Genomic DNA, 24,116 nt, shown 5'->3' on the forward strand with positions numbered 1-24,116 from the left:
CTTTCATGCACCTTCGGAGGTACCCCATGTCTTCCCGCGACGGAGCCGGCGCGCTGTCCCTCACGGCGGCCCAGCGCGAAATCTGGCTCGCCGAACAGCGGACGGCCGGAGTACTCCCGGTCTACCGCATCGGCGAATACCTGGACATCCGCGGGCCCGTCGACCCCGATCGGTTCGAGGCCGCGCTGCGGCAGGTCGTCGCAGAGAACGAGGCCCTGCGCGTGGGGTTCTCCGACAGCGCCGACGGGCCGCAGCAGATCCTGCGGGAGACGGTCGAGTGGAGCATGCACCGGCTCGACCTCAGCGCACAGAAGGACCCGCTCGCCACCGCCCTGCAGTGGATGCACACCGAGCGTCTGCGTCCCCTCGACCTCTCCCGTGACCCGCTGTTCAGCTACGCGCTGATCAGACTCTCCGACAGCCGTCACATCTGGTGTCAGACCTACCACCACCTGGTCATCGACGGTGTCGGACTGACTCTCGTGGCAGAGCGGGTGTCCGAGATCTACACCGCGCAGGCCGGGGAACTGCCGCTGGGCGACACCCCGTTCCCGCCACTGCGGGACCTCGTGGAGCGGGACCTCGCCTACCGTTCCTCAGCGCGCTTCGCCACCGACCGGGCCCACTGGCAGGCACATCTCGACGGGCTGCCCGAGCCCGTCCGGCTCGGCCGTGCGATGGGGGACCCGACCGCCAGGCCGCGCAGGACACCGATCACCGCCGAGGCCGGCCACGGGTCGCTGCAGGCCGCGGCCGAGCGCACAGGTGCGCGCTGGTCCCGGGTCCTGATCGCGGCCACGGCGCTGTATCTGCACCGTGTCACCGGTGTGCGGGACCTCGTCATCGGCCTCCCCGTCACCGGCCGTGTCTCCGCCGATCCCGTCCTGACCTCCACACCCGGTCTCGTGGCCAACGTCGTGCCGCTGCGCCTGGCCGTAAGCCCCCTCCAGACCTGGTCGGCACTGGTCGATCAGGTCTGGAGCGAAGTCACGGCGGCGCTGCGGCACCAGCGCTACCGGGGCGAGGACGTGCTCCGCGACGCCGGTCTGCCGGGCGGCACCGGACCGGCCTGGTCCGCGGTCGTCAACATCCGTTCCTTCGCCCGCGGTCTGTCCTTCGCCGGGCACCCTGCCCTCGTGCACGACCTGGCCGAGGGCTCCGCCGCCGACCTGGCCCTGTGGGCCGTGGACCGGCACGACGGCCGGGGGCCGCAGGCCGAGCTGCACGCCGCGGCAGGCGCCGGGGAGGAGGACGAGCACGAGGACCACGCGCGCGCCCTGGCCACCCTCCTGGACAACCTCGCCGGGACCGACGCGAACCAGCGCCTGGACCGTGTTCCCCTGCTGCCCGCGCCGCACACCGGACACCACTCCCCGACGGCCGGTCAGGGCACCGCGGCAGCGCCCGCGCCTCCAGCGGCGCACCTCGCCGCCCTGTTCCAGCAGCAGGTACGCCGGACTCCGGACGCGGTCGCCGTCGTAGCACAGGACGCCACTCTCACGTACGCCGAACTGGACGCCCGCGCCAACCGCCTGGCCCACCTGCTGATCAGCGACGGCGCCGCCAGGGACCGGCTGGTGGCCCTCGCCCTGCCCCGCACGGCGGATCTGGTGGTCGCCGTCCTCGCGGCCCTGAAGTCGGGCGCGGGTTACGTCCCGCTCGATCCCGACCACCCGGCGGCCCGTCTCGCCCAGCTGCTCGACGACACCCGTCCCGCCGTCCTGGTCACGGACGGCGCCACGCGCGAGCGGCTGCCCGGCACCCTGTCCGCCGAACTCCTCGTACTGGACGCTCCCGAGACCGCCGACCGCTTCGCCGACGCGCCGTCGACCGCTCCCGCGCTGTCCTTCGACGCACGCCAGACCGCGTACGTCATCCACACGTCCGGTTCCACCGGCAGGCCCAAGGGCGTGGTGGCCACCCACGCCGGTCTGCTGAATCTGGTCCACCACCAACGCGCCGCGCTGTTCCCGCAGGTGGGATCCGGGCGGGAGGCCGATCAGCGGATGCGGGTGCCGCTGACGACATCCGTGTCGTTCGACGCTTCCTGGGACCAGCTCGGGTGTCTGTTCTCCGGCCATGAGCTGCATGTCATCGACCGTGCCGGCTGGGCCGACCCTGACGTCTTCCTGGCGTACCTGCGCCGTCACCGGCTGGACCTGGTCAACGCCACCCCCTCGTATCTGCGTGCCCTCGTGGACCACGGGCTGCTCGACGCGGAGCACTGGCGGCCTTCCGTGATCGTCGCGGGCGGCGAGGCCCTGCCGGAGCAGCTGTGGCAGGAGCTGCGGGGCGCCGACGGCGTGCGCTGCCTCAACTTCTACGGCCCCACCGAGTGCACCGTGGACGCGGTCACGGCCACCGTCACCGACGCACCGCGCCCGGTGATCGGCCACCCCGTTCCGGGCACCCGCGCCGTGGTGCTCGACAGTGCCCTGCAGCCGGTGCCCGACGGAGTACGCGGTGAGCTGTACCTCGCCGGCCCCGGCCTGGCCCGCGGCTACCTCGACCGGCCCGCGCTGACAGCCGTACGGTTCGTCGCCGACCCGTACGGGCCGCCCGGCGGCCGCATGTACCGCACAGGCGATGTGGTGCGGCGGACGGCGGACGGCGCCCTGATGTACCTCGGCCGCGCCGACGAGCAGGTCAAGGTGCGCGGCTTCCGCATCGAACCGGGCGAGATCGAGGCACAGTTGACCGCGCACCCGGCAGTGGCCGCGGCAGCCGTGGTCCCCCGTGCCGCCGACGGGGAGGCCGTGTCCCTGGTCGGGTACGTGATTCCGGCAGACGGCATGGCTCCGCAGCCCGAGGAGTTGCGGAGCCGGCTGCGGGAGCTGCTGCCCGAGCACATGGTTCCCGCCGTCCTCGTCACGCTCGACGCGCTGCCGCTGACCCCGGCCGGCAAGCTGGACCGGGCCGCTCTGCCCGCACCCGCCCCGACGACGGACGCCAGGACGGGCCGGGCGCCCCGCACGGTCCGCGAAGAGCTCCTGTGCGGGTTGTTCGCCGATGTGCTCGACGTACCCGAAGCGGGCGCGGACGACGACTTCTTCGCCCTCGGCGGGCACTCGCTGCTGGCGATGCGGCTGCTGGCCCGTGCCCGGTCCGCCTTCGACGTCGACCTGCGGCTGGCCGACCTGTTCGACGCCCCGACACCGGCCGGACTGGCCGCCGTCGTGGACACCCGGGCGGTGAGCGGTGACCGCCCCGGCCGGCTCGCCCTCGTTCCGTACGAGCGGCCCGCGACGGTGCCGCTCTCGTCGGCCCAGCGACGCCTGTGGTTCCTGCAGCGCATGGAGGGAACCGGCGCCACGTACAACATCCCGCTCGCCCTGCGGATGTCCGGGGCCCTGGACCGTACGGCGCTGGAGCAGGCGCTCGCCGACGTCGTCACCCGGCACGAGAGTCTGCGCACACGATTCCCCGACGACCGCGGAGTACCCTGCCAGCGCATCCTGCACCCCGCCGAGGCCGCACTCCGCCTGACCGGAGCCCCCACCACCGAGGAGGCGCTGCCGGAGCGGCTGCTCGCCGCCGCGCGCCGCACCTTCGACCTGTCCGCCGAACTCCCGCTCCGGGCAGAGCTGTTCGAGCTGGCGGCGGACGATCACGTACTGCTGCTGGTGCTCCACCACATCGTCGGTGACGGTTGGTCGGTCGGTGTGCTCGCCCAGGACGTCACCCGGGCGTATGCGGCCCGTTGCCGTGGGGAGGAGCCGGTGTGGGCGCCGCTGCCGGTGCAGTACGCCGACTACACCCTCTGGCAGGACCAACTCCTCGGCGACGCCGCCGACCCCGACAGCCTGGCAGCCCGCCAACTGTCCTTCTGGGCCGAGAACCTGGCCGGACTGCCGGAACAGATCGACCTGCCCTTCGACCGTCCGCGACCCGCCGCGACGACCTACCGGGGTGACCAGCTCCCGCTGCGGCTGGATGCCACCCTGCACCAGGGCCTGCGGGACCTGGCACGCCGAAACGGGGCGAGCCTGTTCATGGTGCTCCAGGCCGGTCTCGCCGCCCTGCTGGCCAAGCTCGGCGCCGGACACGACATCCCCATCGGCACCCCCGTCGCCGGCCGCACCGACGAGGCGGCCGACGACCTGGTCGGCTTCTTCGTCAACACCCTGGTACTGCGCGCCGACACCTCGGGCGACCCGGACTTCACCGAACTGCTGGGCCGGGTCCGGCACAACGCCCTGTCCGCCTACGCCCATCAGGACCTGCCGTTCGAGCACCTGGTGGAGGAGCTGAACCCCACCCGGACGCTCGCGCACCACCCCCTCTTCCAGACCATGCTCGCATTGCAGAACGCCCCGCTCGGCGAGTTCGAGCTGCCGGGCCTGCAGGTCACCGCCGGCCTGGTCGCCACCCGCACCGCCAAGTGCGACCTCACCTTCAACCTGGCCGAGCGCACGGACCCGGACGGCACCCCGGCCGGCCTGGCGGGCGTCGTGGAATACAGCACCGATGTGTTCGATCCTGAGTCTGTTTCGGTGATGGTTGATCGGTGGGTGGGTTTGCTGCGGTCTGTGGTGGCGGATCCGGGGTTGCGGTTGAGTCGGGTGGATGTGTTGTCGGGGGCGGAGCGGGCGATGTTGTTGCCGTCGCCTTTGGTGGGGGAGGTGTCTGCTGGGTCTGTTCCGGCTGTGTTTGAGGCGCGGGTGGGGGAGTGTCCGGATGCGGTGGCTGTGGTGTCGGGTGATGTGCGGCTGTCGTATGGGGAGTTGAACAGGCGGGCGAATCGGGTTGCTCATTGGTTGATCGGGCGTGGGGTGGGGCGGGGGGATCTTGTTGCTCTTGCGTTGCCGCGTTCTGTTGATCTTGTTGTTGCGGTTCTTGGTGTTCTGAAGTCGGGTGCTGCTTATGTGCCGGTGGATCCGGATTATCCGGCTGCGCGGCGGGAGTTCTTGGTGGGGGATGCCGGGCCGGTGTTGGTTCTGGATGATCTGGCTGCGCTTGACCTGGGGTCGGAGTGTTCGGAGTCGGAGTGTCCGGGTACGGATTCGGATCCGGGGGTGGTGTTGAGTCCTGGTGATGCGGCGTATGTGATTTATACGTCGGGGTCGACGGGGCGTCCGAAGGGTGTGGTTGTTCCGCATTCGAATGTGGTGCGGTTGTTCACGCAGACTGATCAGTGGTTCGGGTTTGGTCGGGATGATGTGTGGACGCTTTTCCATTCGTATGCTTTTGATTTCTCGGTGTGGGAGTTGTGGGGTCCGCTGTTGCATGGTGGGCGGTTGGTGGTGGTTCCTTTCGAGGTGTCGCGTTCGCCTGAGGCTTTTCTGCGGTTGTTGGTTGAGGAGCGTGTGACGGTTCTCAGTCAGACGCCGTCGGCGTTTCTTCAGTTGATGCAGGCTGACCGGGAGAGCCCTGGTGCTGATCTTGCGTTGCGTACTGTTGTGTTTGGTGGTGAGGCTCTGGAGCCGGCGCGTCTTGCGGACTGGTACGACCGTCATGCGGATGATGCTCCGGTTCTGGTGAATATGTATGGCATCACGGAGACGACCGTGCATGTCACCTATGCGGCGCTGACTCGTGACACGGCTCGGATGGGTATGGCGAGTGATATCGGAACGGCCATTCCGGATTTGCGTGTCTATGTTCTCGACGAGCGTCTGTGTCTTGTTCCGCCTGGTGTTGCGGGTGAGTTGTATGTGGCGGGGCCGGGTCTTGCTCGTGGTTATCTGAACCGCCCCGATCTGACTGCGTCGCGTTTTGTGGCGGATCCGGGTGGGCTGCCGGGGACGCGTATGTATCGCACGGGTGATGTGGTGCGTTGGGGCAGGCGCGGCACTCTGGAGTTTGTGGGCCGGGCGGATCAGCAGGTGAAGGTGCGTGGTTTCCGTATTGAGCTCGGTGAGATCGAGGCTGTGCTCGCCGCGCATCCTGAGGTGGCCCAAGTCGCTGTTCTGGCGCGGCAGGACCGTACCGACGACACCCGGCTCGTCGCCTACACCGTTCCTGCGCCAGGGTGCACCGCGAACTCGGCGGACCTGCGCGAGCACGTTCGCGAGCGGCTGCCGGAGTACATGGTTCCGGCCGCGTTCGTCGCACTGGACGTGCTGCCGCTGACCGTCAACGGCAAGCTGGACAGCCGGGCGCTGCCCGAGCCGCAGGTGGGCACTGTCGGCTCCGGCCGTGCTCCGCGTACCCCGCAGGAGCAGATCCTCTGCGAGCTGTTCGCCGAGATCCTGGGGGTGGCCGAGGCCGGCGTGGAGAGCAGCTTCTTCGATCTGGGCGGGCACTCGCTGCTCGCCACCCGGCTCGTCGCCCGCGTCCGCGCCACCCTCGGCGTCGAACTTGAGCTGAGGACCCTCTTCGAGACGCCGACCCCGGCCGGGCTCGCGGCGAGTCTCGCGGTCGCCGGGCAGGCCCGTCTCGCGCTCACCGCCCGGCAAGAGCGGCCCGAACTGGTCCCGCTGTCGTTCGCCCAGCGACGTCTGTGGTTCCTGCACCAGTTGGAGGGGGCCAGCGCCAACTACAACATCCCGCTGGCCTGGCGGCTGACCGGTCCGCTGGACCGTGCGGCGCTGGAGCTGGCGTTCGCGGACGTGGTCGCCCGGCACGAGAGCCTGCGCACGGTCTTCCCGCAGAACGACGGCACCCCGTACCAGAGGATTCTCGCCCCTGGCGAGGTCCGGCTGCCTCTGCTGGTGCGCCGTACCACGGAACACGAGTTGGACACGGTCCTCGCCGCGGCCCTGCGCTACGCCTTTGACCTTGCCGTCGATCTGCCGCTGCAGGCGCAGCTGTTCGAGCTCGGTCCCGACGAGCACGTGCTGCTGCTCGTGATCCATCACATCGCGGGCGACGGCTGGTCGCTGGGTCCGCTCGCCAGTAATCTCGCGGACGCCTACGTGGCCCGTTGCCGTGGGGAGGAGCCGGTGTGGGCGCCGCTGCCGGTGCAGTACGCCGACTACACCTTCTGGCAGCACCAGCTCCTCGGCGACGCCACCGACCCCGGCAGCCTTTTCGCGCGGCAGGCCGCGTACTGGACGGAGGCCCTGGCCGGACTGCCGGAACAGATTCAGCTGCCCACCGACCGCCCCCGCCCGGCTGTCGCCTCGCACCACGGTGGCTTCGTCCGTGTCCGGCTCGACGCCGCACTCCACCACGATCTGCGTGAGCTGGCCCGGGACCACGGCACCAGCCTGTTCATGGTGCTGCACGCCGGGCTGGCGGGTCTGCTGAACAAGCTGGGCGCGGGCGACGACATCCCCGTGGGCAGCCTCATCGCCGGCCGCACCGACCAGGCCCTCGATGACCTGATCGGATATTTCGTCAACACCCTCGTCCTGCGCACCGATACCTCCGGCGACCCGGACTTCACCGAACTCCTGGGCCGGGTACGGAACTCGGCGCTGGCCGCCTACGCCCACCAGGACCTGCCGTTCGAGCACCTCGTCGAGGCCCTCAACCCGACCCGCTCTCTCTCCCACCACCCGCTGTTCCAGGTCATGCTCGTGCTGCAGAACGCGCCCCGGGCCGACTTCGCCCCGCCCGGCCTGACAGCGAGTGGCGTCCGGCTGACAACGACCACTTCCAAGCTCGACCTGATCTTCTCCATGTCCGAGCGGCACACGGGGGACGGGGCGCCGGAGGGCATCGACGGATTCGTCGAGTACGCCAGTGATCTGTTCGATCCTGAGTCTGTTTCGGTGATGGTTGATCGGTGGGTGGGTTTGCTGCGGTCTGTGGTGGCGGATCCGGGGTTGCGGTTGAGTCGGGTGGATGTGTTGTCGGGGGCGGAGCGGGCGATGTTGTTGCCGTCGCCTTTGGTGGGGGAGGTGTCTGCTGGGTCTGTTCCGGCTGTGTTTGAGGCGCGGGTGGGGGAGTGTCCGGATGCGGTGGCTGTGGTGTCGGGTGATGTGCGGCTGTCGTATGGGGAGTTGAACAGGCGGGCGAATCGGGTTGCTCATTGGTTGATCGGGCGTGGGGTGGGGCGGGGGGATCTTGTTGCTCTTGCGTTGCCGCGTTCTGTTGATCTTGTTGTTGCGGTTCTTGGTGTTCTGAAGTCGGGTGCTGCTTATGTGCCGGTGGATCCGGATTATCCGGCTGCGCGGCGGGAGTTCTTGGTGGGGGATGCCGGGCCGGTGTTGGTTCTGGATGATCTGGCTGCGCTTGACCTGGGGTCGGAGTGTTCGGAGTCGGAGTGTCCGGGTACGGATTCGGATCCGGGGGTGGTGTTGAGTCCTGGTGATGCGGCGTATGTGATTTATACGTCGGGGTCGACGGGGCGTCCGAAGGGTGTGGTTGTTCCGCATTCGAATGTGGTGCGGTTGTTCACGCAGACTGATCAGTGGTTCGGGTTTGGTCGGGATGATGTGTGGACGCTTTTCCATTCGTATGCTTTTGATTTCTCGGTGTGGGAGTTGTGGGGTCCGCTGTTGCATGGTGGGCGGTTGGTGGTGGTTCCTTTCGAGGTGTCGCGTTCGCCTGAGGCTTTTCTGCGGTTGTTGGTTGAGGAGCGTGTGACGGTTCTCAGTCAGACGCCGTCGGCGTTTCTTCAGTTGATGCAGGCTGACCGGGAGAGCCCTGGTGCTGATCTTGCGTTGCGTACTGTTGTGTTTGGTGGTGAGGCTCTGGAGCCGGCGCGTCTTGCGGACTGGTACGACCGTCATGCGGATGATGCTCCGGTTCTGGTGAATATGTATGGCATCACGGAGACGACCGTGCATGTCACCTATGCGGCGCTGACTCGTGACACGGCTCGGATGGGTATGGCGAGTGATATCGGAACGGCCATTCCGGATTTGCGTGTCTATGTTCTCGACGAGCGTCTGTGTCTTGTTCCGCCTGGTGTTGCGGGTGAGTTGTATGTGGCGGGGCCGGGTCTTGCTCGTGGTTATCTGAACCGCCCCGATCTGACTGCGTCGCGTTTTGTGGCGGATCCGGGTGGGCTGCCGGGGACGCGTATGTATCGCACGGGTGATGTGGTGCGTTGGGGCAGGCGCGGCACTCTGGAGTTTGTGGGCCGGGCGGATCAGCAGGTGAAGGTGCGTGGTTTCCGTATTGAGCTCGGTGAGATCGAGGCTGTGCTCGCCGCGCATCCTGAGGTGGCCCAAGTCGCTGTTCTGGCGCGGCAGGACCGTACCGACGACACCCGGCTCGTCGCCTACACCGTGCCCACTGAGGGCGCCATCGCGGAGCCGGACGCGCTACGGGCGCATCTGCGGCTGCAGTTGCCCGACTACATGGTTCCGGCGTCGTTCGTGGCGCTCGACGCGCTGCCGCTGACCGTCAACGGCAAGCTGGACCGTGCCGCCCTGCCCGCGCCCGAGGCCACGCAGGCCGCCGAAGTGCGTGCGCCGCGCAACCCGCGGGAGCAGGTCCTGTGCGAGCTGTTCGCCGAGGTGCTGGGCATCGAACGGGTGGGTGTCGAAGCCGACTTCTTCGACCTCGGCGGGCACTCGCTGCTCGCCACCCGGCTCGTCGCCCGCGTCCGCGCCACCCTCGGCGTCGAACTTGAGCTGAGGACCCTGTTCGAGAACCCGACCGTCGCCGGGGTGGCGGCCGGCGTGGCTGAGGCCGGTGCGGCCCGGCCGGCGCTCGTCCCCGCCGAACGGCCGGGACGGATGCCGCTGTCGTCGGCGCAGCGCCGCCTGTGGTTCCTGCACCAACTGGACGGCGGCAGCGCCGCGTACCACATCCCGATGGCCTGGCGGCTGACCGGCCCGCTGGACCGTGCGGCCCTGGAGCAGGCGCTCGCGGACGTGGTGGCCCGGCACGAGACCTTGCGCACGGTCTTCCCGCTGGTCGACGGCGCTCCGTACCAGCACGTCCTGGGTGCCGAGCAGGCCCGGCCCGCCCTGGTCTGCACCGGTTCCAGCGAGCAGGAGGTCGCCGGCAGGATCGGCCGGGCGCTGGCGCAGCCGTTCGACCTTGCCCAGGACGTTCCGTTGCGCGCCGAGTTGTTCACCACGGCGCCCGAGGCACACGTCCTGCTCGTCGTGGTGCATCACATCGCAGGGGACGGCTGGTCGCTGGGTCCGCTCGCCGGCAATCTCGCGGACGCCTATGTGGCGCGCTGTCGTGGGGAGGAGCCGGTGTGGGCGCCGCTGCCGGTGCAGTACGCCGACTACACCTTCTGGCAGCACCAGCTCCTCGGCGACGCCACCGACCCCGGCAGCCTTTTCGCGCGGCAGGCCGCGTACTGGACGGAGGCCCTGGCCGGACTGCCGGAACAGATTCAGCTGCCCACCGACCGCCCCCGCCCGGCAGCCCCCTCGTTCCGTGGCCGACAGTTGCCCGTGCAGCTGGATGCGGACCTGCACGCCCGTCTCCTCGGCCTCGCACGGGAGCGCGGCGCGAGCCTGTTCATGGTGCTGCAGGCGGGTCTGGCCGCCCTGCTGACCAAGCTCGGTGCCGGGGACGACATCCCCGTAGGCAGCCTCATCGCCGGACGTACCGATCAGGCCCTGGACGACCTGGTCGGCTTCTTCGTCAACACCCTCGTCCTGCGTACCGACACCTCCGGCGACCCGAGTTTCGCCGAACTCATCGGCCGTGTCCGCGACACCGCCCTGTCCGCCTACGCCCATCAGGACCTGCCGTTCGAGCACCTGGTCGAGACGCTGAACCCGACCCGCTCGACGTCCCGGCAGCCGCTGTTCCAGGTCCTCTTCGCCCTGCAGAACGTGCCGCGCGGCGGTTTCGAACTCCCGGGCGTGCAGGCCGAGATCCTTCCGGTGCACACCCCCGCTGCCATGTTCGACCTGTCCTTCCACCTCCTGGAGCGCGGCGCGGGGCAGGCCGGGGGAATCCACGGGTACGTCGAGTACGCCACCGACCTGTTCGACGACGTGACGGTCGAAAAGGTCCTCGCCCGCTGGGTGGGACTGCTCAAGGACGTAGTGGCCGACCCGGACCGGCCGCTGAGCCGTGTCGACGTACTCCTCGACGGCGAGCGCGAACGGGTGCTCGCACTGGACGAAGCGGCGGCCGAAGGGGCGGACGAAGCGACGGGCGAAGCGGCCATCGAAGGGAAGGTTGAAGGGGCCACGCGTCCGTTCGTGAGCCTGCCGGACCTGTTCGAAGCCCGGGTGCGAGCCACGCCGGAGATGCCCGCGGTGGTCTTCGAGGACACCGTGCTGACCGGTGGCGAACTCAATGCCCGCGCCAACCGGCTCGCCCATGCGCTGATCGCCCGGGGTGTCGGCCCCGAGGACATCGTGGCGCTCGCCCTGCCGCGCTCGGCCGAGGCCGTCGTGGCGACCCTCGCCGTTCTGAAGGCGGGGGCCGCCTATCTGCCCGTCGACCCCGAGTACCCTGCGGCGCGCCGTGCGTTCATGCTGGACGACGCCCGGCCCGCCCTGGTGCTCGACGACCCGGCCGCCGTCGACCCCGGGCCCGGGTACCCGGACACCGACCCCGTGGTGGACCACGCCCCGCAGCACCCGGCGTACGTCGTCTACACCTCCGGCTCGACCGGCCGACCCAAGGCGATCGTCATGCCCGCCGGGGCGCTGGCCAATCTGCTGCACTGGCACCACACCGCCGTCGGCGGCGCCCCGGGCGCCCGGGTCGCCCAGTTCACCGCGGCCGGCTTCGACGTCGCCGTACAGGAGACGCTGTCCGCGCTGCTGTTCGGCAAGACGCTGGTCGTGCCCACCGACGAACAGCGGCGCAGCGCCGAGCTGTTCACCGCGTGGCTCGAACGGCACCGGGTCGAGGAGCTGTACGCGCCCACCCTGATGCTGGAGGCCGTCGCGGAAGCGGCCGATGAGCACGGCCGTGTACTGCCCGACCTGCGGACGATCGCCCAGGCGGGCGAGGCGCTGCGGCTCGGCGGCGCGCTCCGCCGCTTCCTGGCCAGTAGCCCCGGGCGGCGGCTGCACAACCACTACGGCCCGGCGGAGACCCACGTCGCCACGGCGTACACGGTGCCCGCCGACCTCGACGTCTGCCCTCTGCCGGTGCCGATCGGCCGGCCCGTCGACCACACGCGGGCCTACGTCCTGGACGCCGCCCTGCGGCCCGTGCCGCCCGGGGTGCCGGGAGAGCTGTACCTGGCCGGGCGCTGCCTGGGCCGCGGCTATCTGAACCGGCCGGGCCTGACCGCCGAGCGCTTCGTCGCCGGCCCCTACGGCCCGCCCGGCACCCGTATGTACCGCACCGGTGACCTCGCCAGATGGCGTGCGGACGGCGAGCTGGAGTTCCTCGGACGCGCCGACCACCAGGTGAAGGTGCGCGGCTTCCGCATCGAGCCGGGCGAGGTCGAGGCCGCGCTCGCCGACCACCCGGCCGTGGCACAGGCCTCGGTCCTGGTACGGGACGGTCGCCTCACCGCCTACGTCGTCCCGGCCGCCGGAGCGGACCCCGTTCCGGCGGTGCTCCTCGCCCACCTGCGCGACCGCCTGCCGGACTTCATGGTCCCGTCAGCCGTCGTCGCCCTGGGCGCGCTGCCCCTGACGCCCAACGGCAAGCTGGACCGCGCGGCGCTTCCGGCGCCCGCGCCGGACACCGGAGCCGGACGTGCACCGCGCGACATGCGGGAACACCTCCTGTGCGAGCTGTTCGCCGAGGTACTCGGTGTCGAACAGGCCGGTGTCGACTCCGACTTCTTCGAGCTGGGCGGGCACTCCCTGCTCGCCACCCGCCTGATCTCCCGCATCCGCGCCACCCTCGGAGCAGAGCTCGAACTGCGCGCCCTGTTCGAGGCGCCCACGCCCGGCGGTCTGGCCGGCCGGCTCGCCGCGGCGGGGCAGGCCAGGCCGGCCCTGGAGCGGCGGGAGCGGCCGGACGTGCTGCCGCTGTCGTTCGCCCAGCGCCGCCTGTGGTTCCTGCACCAGATGGAGCGGCAGACGGAGGGCTCCGGCGCGACGTACCACATGCCGCTGGCGCTGCGGCTGCGCGGCAGCATCGACAGGGCTGCTCTGCAGGCCGCGCTCACGGACGTCGTGGCCCGGCACGAGGCCCTGCGCACGGTGTTCCCGCAGACCGACGGTGTGCCGTACCAGCGGGTCCTGCCGGTGTCCGGAGCCCGGGTGCCGCTGGCCGTGTCCGAAGCGAGCGAGGACGGTCTGCCCGGCCTGCTCACCGCTTCGGCCCGGTGCGCATTCGACCTCACCACCGAACTCCCCTTGCGGGCACATCTGTTCACTCTCGCCGAGGACGAGAACGTTCTGCTGCTCCTGCTGCACCACATCGTGGGTGACGGCTGGTCCCTGCGCCCGCTCGCGCGGGATCTGGCGACCGCGTACGCGGCCCGCCGCCGGAGCGACGAGCCCGTGTGGGCGGCGCTGCCGGTGCAGTACGCCGACTACACCCTCTGGCAGCGCGAGCTGCTGGGCGAGGAGTCCGACAGCGCCAGCGCGTTCGCCGGCCAGACGAGTTACTGGCGTGAGGCGCTGGCCGGACTGCCCGAGCAGCTGAGCCTCCCCGCCGACCGGCCGCGGACGGCCGACGCCACCCACCGCGGCGGTCTGCTGACCGCCACTGTCGGCGCCGGGCTGCACTCCACGCTGAGCGACCTGGCACGCAGCAACGGGGCGAGCCTGTTCATGGTGCTGCAGGCGGGTCTTGCCGCGCTGTTCACGCGGCTCGGTGCGGGTACGGATATCGCGGTCGGCAGCCCTGTGGCCGGCCGTACGGACCAGGCTCTGGACGACCTGGTCGGCTTCTTCGTCAACACCCTGGTGCTGCGTACGGACACGTCGGGTGATCCGGGGTTCGCCGAGCTCCTCGGCCGTGTGCGGGAGACCGCGCTGTCCGCCTATGCCCACCAGGACGTGCCGTTCGAGCACCTGGTCGAGGTGCTCAACCCGGCCCGGTCCCTCTCCCACCACCCCTTGTTCCAGGTCATGCTGGCCCTGCAGAACGCCCCCGACGGCGACTTCTCGCTCGATGGCCTGCACACATCACCGGTCTCGGTGGGAACCGGCACCGCGCGCCTCGATCTGGCCATCGGCGTCACCGAGCGCCGTCGGCCGGACGGTACGCCGGACGGTCTGACCGTGGCCGTGGAGTACAGCGCCAGCCTGTTCGACGAGGACTCCGTACGTACCCTGCTCGACCGCTGGGTGCGGCTGCTGACCGCCGCCGTCGCCGAGCCGCGACGGCCGATCGGCACCCTCGACGTACTCGACGCGGCGGAGCGCCGTGCCCTGCTGCACATGTCCGACGCCACCACGCGGCAGGTGCCCGACGCCGTCCTCCCCGAACTGTTCGCGCGGCAGGCGGCCCGGCGGCCGGACGCACCGGCCGTCGTCCACGGCGGCACCACCGTCTCCTACGCCGAACTCAACGCGTCCGCCAACCGGTTCGCGCACGCGCTGATCTCGCAGGGCATCGAACCCGAGGACGTGGTGGCTCTCCGGCTGCCCCGCTCCGCGGAACTCGTCGTCGCTGTCCTCGGTGTGCTGAAGGCCGGGGCCGCGTACCTGCCTATCGACCCGGTCCACCCGGAGGCGCGGGTCGCCCACATGCTCGACGACGCGCGACCCGCCCTCGTCGTCGGCGACCCGGCTACCGTCACCGCCACCGGTCACCACCCGGAGACGGACCCGCCGGTGCGGGCGCAGCCGTTCCACCCCGCCTACGTGATCTACACCTCGGGCTCCACCGGCCGCCCCAAGGGCGTCGTCGTCACCCACGCCGGTGTGCCCAGCCTGGTGGCCGCCCAGACCGAACGTCTCGGCATCGACGACAGCAGCCGCGTCCTGCAGTTCACCTCGACCGGTTTCGACGCCTCCTTCTGGGACCTGTGCAGCGCACTGCTCACCGGGGCCTGCCTGGTCCTGGCCCCGGCCGACGCGCCGGTGCCGGCTCTGACGGACCCCGGAGCGGGTGTCACCCACGTGACCGTGCCGCCGTCCGTGCTGGCGTCGCTCGACGCCGGCGAGCTGACCGCCACGACCCTGGTGGTGGCGGGTGAGGCGTGCAGTCCGGAGCTGGTGGCCCGGTGGGCTCCAGGACGGCGGATGATCAACGCGTACGGTCCGACCGAGACGACGGTGTGCGCGACGATGAGCGCACCGCTCGCCCCCGCGGGGCACATCCCGCCCATCGGCGGCCCGATCGCGGGGACCCGCGTCCATGTGCTCGACGCCGGACTCCAGCCGGTGCCCCCGGGTGTCCCGGGAGAGCTGTACGTGGCGGGGGCGGGGCTGGCCCGCGGATACCTCCACCAGCCGGGTCTGACGGCCGAGCGCTTCGTCGCCGCCCCCTACGGCCCGCCCGGCACCCGCATGTACCGCACCGGTGACCTGGTGCGCTGGACGGCCGGCGGCGAGCTGGAGTTCGCCGGGCGCGCCGACGACCAGGTCAAGATCCGCGGCTTCCGCGTCGAACCCGCCGAGATCGAGACCCAGTTGGCCCACCACCCCGCGGTGGCGCACGCCGTGGTGGCGGTACGGAGCGACCGGCTCGTCGGCTACGTCGTCGCCCGGCCGGGCTCCGACCCGCACCCCGCCACCCTGCGGGCGTACCTGCGGGACCGGCTGCCCGACCACATGGTGCCCGGCGCGTTCGTCACCCTGGACGGGCTGCCGCTCACACCCAACGGCAAACTCGACCGGGCGGCCCTGCCCACCCCGGAGTTCGAGTCCGATGCCCCGGGCCGCGCACCGCGCACCCCGCGGGAGCAGTTGCTGGCCGAGCTGTTCGCCGAGGTCCTCGGCACCGGCCGGGTCGGCCTCGACGACGGCTTCTTCGACCTGGGCGGTCACTCGCTGCTCGCCACCAGGCTGGTGTCCCGGATCCGGGCGGTGCTGGGTGCCGAGGTCGCGCTGCGTACCTTGTTCGAGACGCCGACCGTGGCCGGTCTCGCCACCGCCCTCGACGGCGCAGGACGGGCCAGGCCCGCCCTGACGGCCGCCGAGCGCCCCGAGCGGGTACCGCTGTCGTTCGCCCAGCGCCGACTGTGGTTCCTGCACCAGATGGAGGGAGCGGAAGCCACCTACAACATCCCGTTCGCCCTGCGGCTGTCCGGACGGCTGGACGAGCGGGCACTGGACACCGCCCTCGCGGACGTGGTGGCCCGGCACGAGACCCTGCGCACGGTGTTCCCCGAAGCGGACGGCAGCCCGCATCAGCACGTCCTCGACCCCGACGACGCCCGCCCGCGGCTGCGCGTCACGCAGACCGACGAACACCGTCTTCCTCAGCTGCTGGCAGAAGAGGCCCGGTGCGTCTTCGACCTGACCGCCCAACCGCCGCTGAAGGCGGCGCTGTTCGCGCTCGCCGATGACGAACACGTACTGCTGCTCGTCCTGCACCACATCGCGGGGGACGGCTGGTCCACCGGTCCGCTCTCCCGTGACCTCGCCGAGGCGTACGCCGCCCGGTGCGCGGGCCGCAAGCCGGAGTGGCAGCCGCTGTCGGCCCAGTACGCGGACTACACCCTCTGGCAGCGTGGGCTGCTCGGCGACACCACCGACCCCGACAGCGCCTTCGGCCGCCAACTCGGTTACTGGTCCGAGCAGTTGGCCGACACTCCGGAGAAACTCACGCTCCCCGTCGACCAGCCGCGTCCGGCGGTGGCGAGCTACCGGGGCGCGCACCTCCTCGTCGAGCTCGACGCGGAGCTGCACACGGGCCTGCGGGACCTCGCACGCCGCTCCGGGGCCAGCCTGTTCATGGTGCTCCAGGCCGGACTCGCCGCCCTGCTCACGCGGCTCGGCGCGGGTTCCGACATCCCGGTCGGCACCCCCGTGGCGGGCCGCACCGACGAGGCCCTGGACGACCTGGTCGGCTTCTTCGTCAACACCCTTGTGCTGCGCACCGACACCTCCGGCGACCCGTCGTTCGGGGAACTGGTGCACCGGGTCAGGGAGACCGCGCTCAGCGCCTACGCCCACCAGGATCTGCCGTTCGAAACCCTGGTCGAGGAGCTGAACCCGGCCCGCTCGCTCTCCCACCACCCGCTCTTCCAGATCATGTTCGCCCTGCAGAACGCGCCCATGGGCACGTTCGACCTGCCCGGCCTGCGGGTGAACCCGCTGGCCGTGCCGACCGGTACCGCCAAGTTCGACCTCGGCTTCAACCTGTACGAGCGGCTCACCGACGACGGCGCCACCGCGGGCATCGCCGGCGCGGTCGAGTACGCCACCGACCTGTACGGCCCGGACACGGTCGCCGGCCTGGTCGACCGCTGGACGCGGCTGCTGCGGGCCGTCGTCGCCGAACCGGAGCTGCCCATCGGGGACATCGACGTCCTCACGGACGACGAGCGGCGGCTGCTGGGGGACGCCAACGACACGGCCGTGCCGGTGGATCCCGTTCCCCTTCCGGTGGCCTTCGCCCGGCAGGCGCGGAAGACACCCGGCGCGATCGCCCTGGTCGCGGGCGAGCGCGAGCTGACGTACGCCGAACTGGACGCGCGTGCCAACCGGTTCGCGCACGCGCTGATCGGACGGGGCATCACGGGGGAGGACATCGTCGCCCTGCGGCTGCGGCGCTCCGTCGAGCTGGTCGTCGGCATCCTCGGGGTGATGAAGGCCGGGGCCGCGTATCTGCCCGTCGACCCGGACTACCCCGAGGCGCGGGTCACCCACATGCTCGACGACGCGCGCCCCGCCCTCGTCGTCGACGACCCGGCGACCGTCTCCGCCACCGACGGCCACCCGGACACCGACCCCGCGGCAGCGCTCGACGTACGGCACTCCGCCTACGTCATCTACACCTCCGGCTCGACCGGCCTCCCCAAGGGCGTCGTCGTCAGCCACGCGGGCATCGCACACCTGGTGGCCGCGCAGGCCGAGCGGTTCGCCATCGACGCGGACAGCAGGGTGCTGCAGTTCGCCTCGCCCAGCTTCGACGCCTCGGTGTCCGAGCTGTACACGGCGCTGCTGACCGGCGCCGCACTGGTGCTGCCGCCGCCCGGCAACCCGCTGCCCGCCCTGACGGACACCACCCTGGGCGTCACCCATGTGACGGTCCCGCCGTCGGTGCTCGCCACCGTCGACGACGCGGCGCTGCCGGTGTCCACGCTGGTGGTGGCGGGCGAGGCGTGCAGCCCGGAGCTGGTGGCCCGGTGGGCTCCAGGACGGCGGATGATCAACGCGTACGGTCCGACCGAGACGACGGTGTGCGCCACCATGAGCGCCCCGCTCACACCGGCCGGCCGGGTTCCTTCCATCGGGCGGCCGATCGCGGGCACCCAGGTGTATGTCCTGGACGCCCGGCTCAAGCCCGTGCCTCCGGGGGTTGCGGGTGAGCTGTACGTGGCGGGGGCGGGGCTGGCCCGCGGATACCTCCACCAGCCGGGTCTGACGGCCGGGCGCTTCGTCGCCTCCCCCTACGGCCCGCCCGGCACCCGTATGTACCGCACCGGTGACCTGGTGCGCTGGACGGCCGGCGGCGAGCTGGAGTTCGCCGGGCGCGCCGACGACCAGGTCAAGATCCGCGGCTTCCGCGTCGAACCCGCCGAGATCGAGACCCAGCTGGCCGGCCACGCCGAGGTCGGCCGGGCCGTAGTCGTCGCCCGCGACGACCAGCACGGCGACAGGCGGCTCGTCGCCTACGTGGTACCGGCCGCGGAGACCCGCGACCACCGACGGGAACTGGACCTGGTCGACACCTGGCGGCAGACCTACGACGCGTTGCCCGTCGACGCCGCGCGCACGGCTCCCGGGGAGAACTTCACCGGCTGGAACAGCAGTTACGACGGCCGGCCCATCGCGGAGGAGGAGATGCGGGAGTGGCGGGACACCACCGTCGACCGCATCCGGGCGCTGCGGCCCCGCCGCGTCCTGGAAGTCGGCGCGGGCACCGGCCTGCTGCTCGCGCGGATCGCCCCGCACTGCGAGACGTACTGGGCGACGGACTTCTCCGCCAGGGCCATCGGCACGCTCGAACAGCATGTGAGCCAGACCCCCGGGCTCGGCGGGCGGGTGGTGCTGCGCACCCAGCCCGCACACGACCTGACCGGGCTGCCGGCGGGTACCTTCGACACGATCGTCGTGAACTCCGTCGTCCAGTACTTCCCGAGCGCCGACTATCTGCTCGACGTCATCCGGAAGCTGACCGGTCTGCTCGCCCCGGGCGGTGCGCTGTTCGTCGGCGACGTGCGCAACCTGCGGCTGCTCCGGCCGTTCGCCACGGCCGTCCAGTTGCACCGGGCGGCCCCCGGCACCCCGGCGGCGGACATCCGACGGGCCGTGGAACAAGCGGTGCGCCGCGAGGAGGAACTCCTCGTCGACCCCGACTTCTTCACCGCCGTGCGCGACCACGTCGACGACATCGGCGCGGTCACCGTCGAGGTCAGGCGGGGACGGCACCACAACGAACTGACCCGCCACCGCTACGACGTCACCCTGCGGAAGCGGCCGGCTGAGCCCTTCGAGCCGGACAGCGTCACCGAGTGCGCCTGGGAGGCGGGCCTGTCCGCCCAGGACCGGGTGCGCGAACTGCTGGCGGCGACGCCCGCGGTCCTCAGGATCACGGGCGTCCCCAACGCCCGGGTGGCCCGCGAGGCCGCAGCCGACCGCGCCCTGCACGACGGCGCCGCCGCCACGGCGGAGCTGCTCGACCGGTTGCACTCACCCGCACCGGATGCGGCCCCCGGGCCCGAGGACTGGTATGCCGTCGGCGATGCGTACGGACGTCACGTCCACCTCAACTGGTCGCCCGATGCGCCGGATCTGCTCAATGTCGTCCTCGCCGACCCGGAGCAGGTGGACGCGGACGCGCCGCTGGAGCCGTACCGGCCCGTACCTCCGCAGCGGCGGAACCTCGGCTCGCTGACGAATACCCCCGGTGGCGCCCGCGCCACCGGATCCCTGGTCAGCGCCCTGCGTGCACACGCCCGTGAGCGGCTGCCCGAGCACTTGGTGCCGTCGGTGTTCGTCGTGCTCGACGCGCTGCCGCTCACCGCGGGCGGCAAGCTCGACCGTGCCGCGCTCCCGGACCCGGACGCGGGCCAGGTCACAGGCAGCAGCGGGCGGGCGCCGCGCACTCCGCAGGAGGAGCTGCTGGCCGACCTGTTCGCCGAGGTACTGGCCACCGGCCGGGTCGGTGTCGACGACAACTTCTTCGACCTCGGCGGGCACTCCCTGCTCGCCACCCGCCTGGTCTCCCGCATCCGGGCCACCCTCGGCGTCGAACTGGACGTCAGAGCCCTGTTCGAGGCCCCCACGGTGGCCGGTCTCGCGACCCGGCTCGACGAGGCGGGTGCCGCACGGCCGCCGGTCACGGTCCGCGCGGAGCGGCCCGAGCGGGTACCGCTGTCGTTCGCCCAGCGCCGGCTGTGGTTCCTGCACCGCATGGACGGGCCGAGCGCCACGTACAACATGCCGCTCGCCCTGCGCCTGACCGGACCTCTCGACCGGGACGCGCTGCGGACGGCCATCGGGGACGTCGTCGCCCGGCACGAGAGCCTGCGCACGGTGTTCCCGGATACCGGCGGCCTTCCGTACCAGCACGTCCTGGACCCGGCCTCGGCCCGGCCCGTCCTCGCGGTCACCGAGTCCGACGAGACCCTGCTGCCCGGGCTGCTGGCGCGGTCGGCGGGGCACGGCTTCGACCTGGCGGCCGAACCCCCGGTGCGCGCCGAGCTGTTCGAGCTCGCGCCCGAGGAGCATGTGCTGCTTGTCGTGGTCCACCACATCGCCGGTGACGGCTGGTCCATGGGCCCGCTGTCACGGGACCTGGCTGTCGCGTACGCGGCGCGCCACGAGGGGGAGGAGCCGTGCTTCACCCCGCTGCCGGTGCAGTACGCCGACTACACCCTCTGGCAGCAGGAACTGCTCGGTGATGCGTCCGACGACGCCAGCCGTCTGGCCGCCCAACTCACCTACTGGGAAGAGGCGCTGGCCGGACTGCCCGAACAGATCCCGCTGCCAGCCGACCGGCCCCGGCCGGCCGCCGCATCGCAGCGCGGCGCCCAGCTGCCGCTGCGGATCGACGCCGGGCTGCACCGCGCGCTGCGCGACCTTGCCGCCCGGCAGGGCACCAGCCTGTTCATGGTGCTGCAGGCGGGTCTTGCCGCGCTGTTCACGCGGCTCGGTGCGGGTACGGACATCGCGGTCGGCAGCCCTGTGGCCGGCCGTACGGACCAGGCTCTGGACGACCTGGTCGGCTTCTTCGTCAACACCCTGGTGCTGCGTACGGACACGTCGGGTGATCCGGGGTTCGCCGAGCTCCTCGGCCGTGTGCGGGAGACCGCGCTGTCCGCCTATGCCCACCAGGACGTGCCGTTCGAGCACCTGGTCGAGGTGCTCAACCCGGCCCGGTCCCTCTCCCACCACCCGTTGTTCCAGGTCATGCTGGCCCTGCAGAACGCCCCGGCAGGGGAGTTCACCCTGCCCGGCCTCACCACGGGCCATCTGGCCGTGCCGACCGGGACGGCCCGCTGCGACCTGACGTTCAGCCTCGCCGAACGGTACGACGAGGACGGCACCCCCGAGGGCGTCATGGGCGCGGTGGAGTACGCCACCGACCTGTTCGACCCCGCCACCGTGACGACGCTCGTCGCCCGCTGGGTGCGGCTGCTCCGGGCCGCCGTCGCCGACCCGGAACTGCCCATCGGCCGGATCGACCTGGTCCCGGGCGAGGAACGCCACCGGCTGATCGTGTCGAACAACGACACCGGAACGGTGCCGGCCGCGGCCCGCCCGCTGCCCGAGCTGTTCGCCGAGCGGGTGCGGGCCACTCCCGACGCGGTCGCCGTCGACAGTGCCGATGAGACGGTGACGTACGCCGAACTCGACGCCCGCGCCAACCGGCTCGCGCACGCGCTCACCGGCCGGGGCGTCGGTCCCGGTACCCCGGTCGCGGTGCTCATGGAACGCTCGGCCGGCCTGGTCACGGCGATCCTCGGCGTCCTGAAGGCGGGCGGCGTGTATGTGCCGCTGGACCCGGGCTTCCCGCCCGCGCGCGTCGACCTCGTCGTACGCGAGACCGGCGCCGTGCTGGTCCTCACCGAGGACGTGCTCACCGCGCTGGTGCAGGCCGAGCCCAGGACCGGCGCTCCGGACGTGGCCTGCCACCCGGCACAGTCGGCGTACGTGATGTACACCTCCGGCTCGACCGGCGGGCCCAAGGGCGTCACCGTCACCCACGCCGACGTGGCCGGGCTCGCCCTGGCCCCGTGCTGGGCGGGCGGCACCCACGAACGGGTGCTGCTCAACGCACCCGCCGCCTTCGACGCGTCGACCTACGAGCTGTGGGTGCCGCTGCTGTCCGGTGGCACCGTCGTGGTCGCCCCGCCGGGACGGCTGGACGTCCGGGAGCTGTGCCGGGTGATCACCGAGCGGCGGGTGACCGGGCTGTGGCTGACGGCCGGTCTGTTCCGGCTGGTCGCCGAGGAGGAACCGGCCGGACTGGCCGGGGTACGCGAGGTGTGGACCGGCGGTGAGGCGGTGTCCGCGGCGGCGGTCGCCCGCGTGATGCGGGCCTGCCCCGGCATCCGCGTCGTCAACGGCTACGGCCCCACCGAGACCACCACGTTCGCCGCGCACCACCGCATGTCCACCGCGCCCGACCCGGAACGCGGCGTGCCGCTGGGCCGGCCCATGGCAGGGATGCGGCTGTACGTACTCGACGAGCGGCTGCGCCCGGCCCCGACCGGTGTCACGGGCGAGCTGTACCTCGCAGGAACCGGAGTGGCGCGCGGCTACCTGAACCGTCCCGGTCCGACGGCCGAGCGCTTCGTCGCCGACATCTACGGCCCGCCCGGCGCCCGCATGTACCGCACCGGCGACCTCGCCCGGTGGAACGCGGACGGCGAGCTGGAGTTCGCCGGCCGCGCCGACGACCAGGTCAAGATCCGCGGCTTCCGCATCGAACCCGGCGAGACCGAGGCGGCGCTCGCGGCCTGCCCCGGCGTGGCACAGGCGACCGTCGTCGTCCACGAGGACCGGGAGGGCGACAAGCGGCTCGCCGCCTACGTGGTGCCCGGCCCCGACGGCGGGACGGAACCGCAGGAGCTGGCGGAACGGCTGCGCCGCGAGCTGCCCTCGTACATGGTCCCGGCGGCGTTCGTGGTCCTCGCGGCGCTGCCGCTGACCGCGAACGGCAAGGTCGACCGGGCCGCACTGCCCGCGCCGGACTACGGCGACGGCGGGCACGCGGCCCACCGGGGCCCGCGTACCCCGCAGGAGCAGGTGCTGTGCGACCTGTTCGCCGAGGCGCTGGGCGTGGAACGGGCCGGTGTCGACGACAACTTCTTCGACCTCGGCGGTCACTCCCTGCTCGCCGCCCGCCTGGTGGCCCGCGTCCGCGACACCCTCGGCGTCGAGATCGGGCTGCGTACCCTCTTCCAGGCCCCGACGGTCGCCGCGCTCGCCGACCGCCTCGCCCTGTGCGACGCCGACGGCTCCCTCGACGTCGTCCTGCCGCTGCGGCCCGCCGGGCCGGCCACCCCGCTCTTCTGCGTGCATCCGGGCGGCGGGGTCAGCTGGTGCTACAGCGGCCTGCTGAACCACGTGGCCCCCGAGCACCCGGTCTACGCCGTCCAGGCCCGCAGCCTGGCCCGGGACGAACCCCGGCCCCGTTCCTACGAGGAGATGGCAGCGGACTACGTGGAGCAGATCCGCAAGATCCAGCCGGAGGGGCCCTACCTGCTCCTCGGCTGGTCGGCGGGCGGGCTCATCGCCCACGCCGTCGCCACCGAACTGGAGCGCCGAGGACAGCGAACCGCGCTGCTCGCCGTCCTCGACGCCTATCCGGTCGTCGACCTCACCTTCGACGAGGCGCCCGTGCCCAGCGAACGGGACGTGCTGGCGGGCATGCTCGACTGCGACCCCGCCGAGATCGGCGAAGGACCCCTCACCTACGAGGAGGTCATGGAGGTGCTGCGGCGCCGGGGCAGCGCCCTGGCGAGCCTGGAACAGCGGCACATCGAGGCCATCGTCGCCGTGATGATCAACAACGCGCGGCTGGCCCTCGACTTCCGGCCCGCCGTGTTCCACGGGGACATGCTCCTGTTCAACTCCACCATCGACCGCGAGAAGGACTCCCCCGGAGCCGGGGTCTGGCGCCCCTACGCCACCGGCTCCATCGCGTCGTACGACATCACCGCACGCCACGACCGAATGACCCAGCCGGGCGCGCTCGCCCAGCTCGGCCCCGTGCTCGCCGCACGGATCGCCGAGACCGAGCGCGGCCTCCGCTGCCCGAACACAGCTGACGAATGCCCGAACGCAACCGACGAACCCCTTACCGAGGAGAACTGA

The 24,116-nt window shown here is 71.6% G+C and carries 1 protein-coding gene; it reads left to right on the plus strand.

Annotation, left to right across the window (positions count from 1 at the left end):
• Positions 1 to 26: 26 nt before the first annotated feature.
• Positions 27 to 24,116: a non-ribosomal peptide synthase/polyketide synthase gene (locus OG210_RS28120; RefSeq protein ID WP_371539247.1), complete on the plus strand. Its 24,090-nt coding sequence runs from the start codon at positions 27 to 29 to the stop codon at positions 24,114 to 24,116.

The sequence above is a fragment of the Streptomyces sp. NBC_00466 genome (genome assembly GCF_041433995.1).
Classification (GTDB): Bacteria; Actinomycetota; Actinomycetes; order Streptomycetales; family Streptomycetaceae; genus Streptomyces.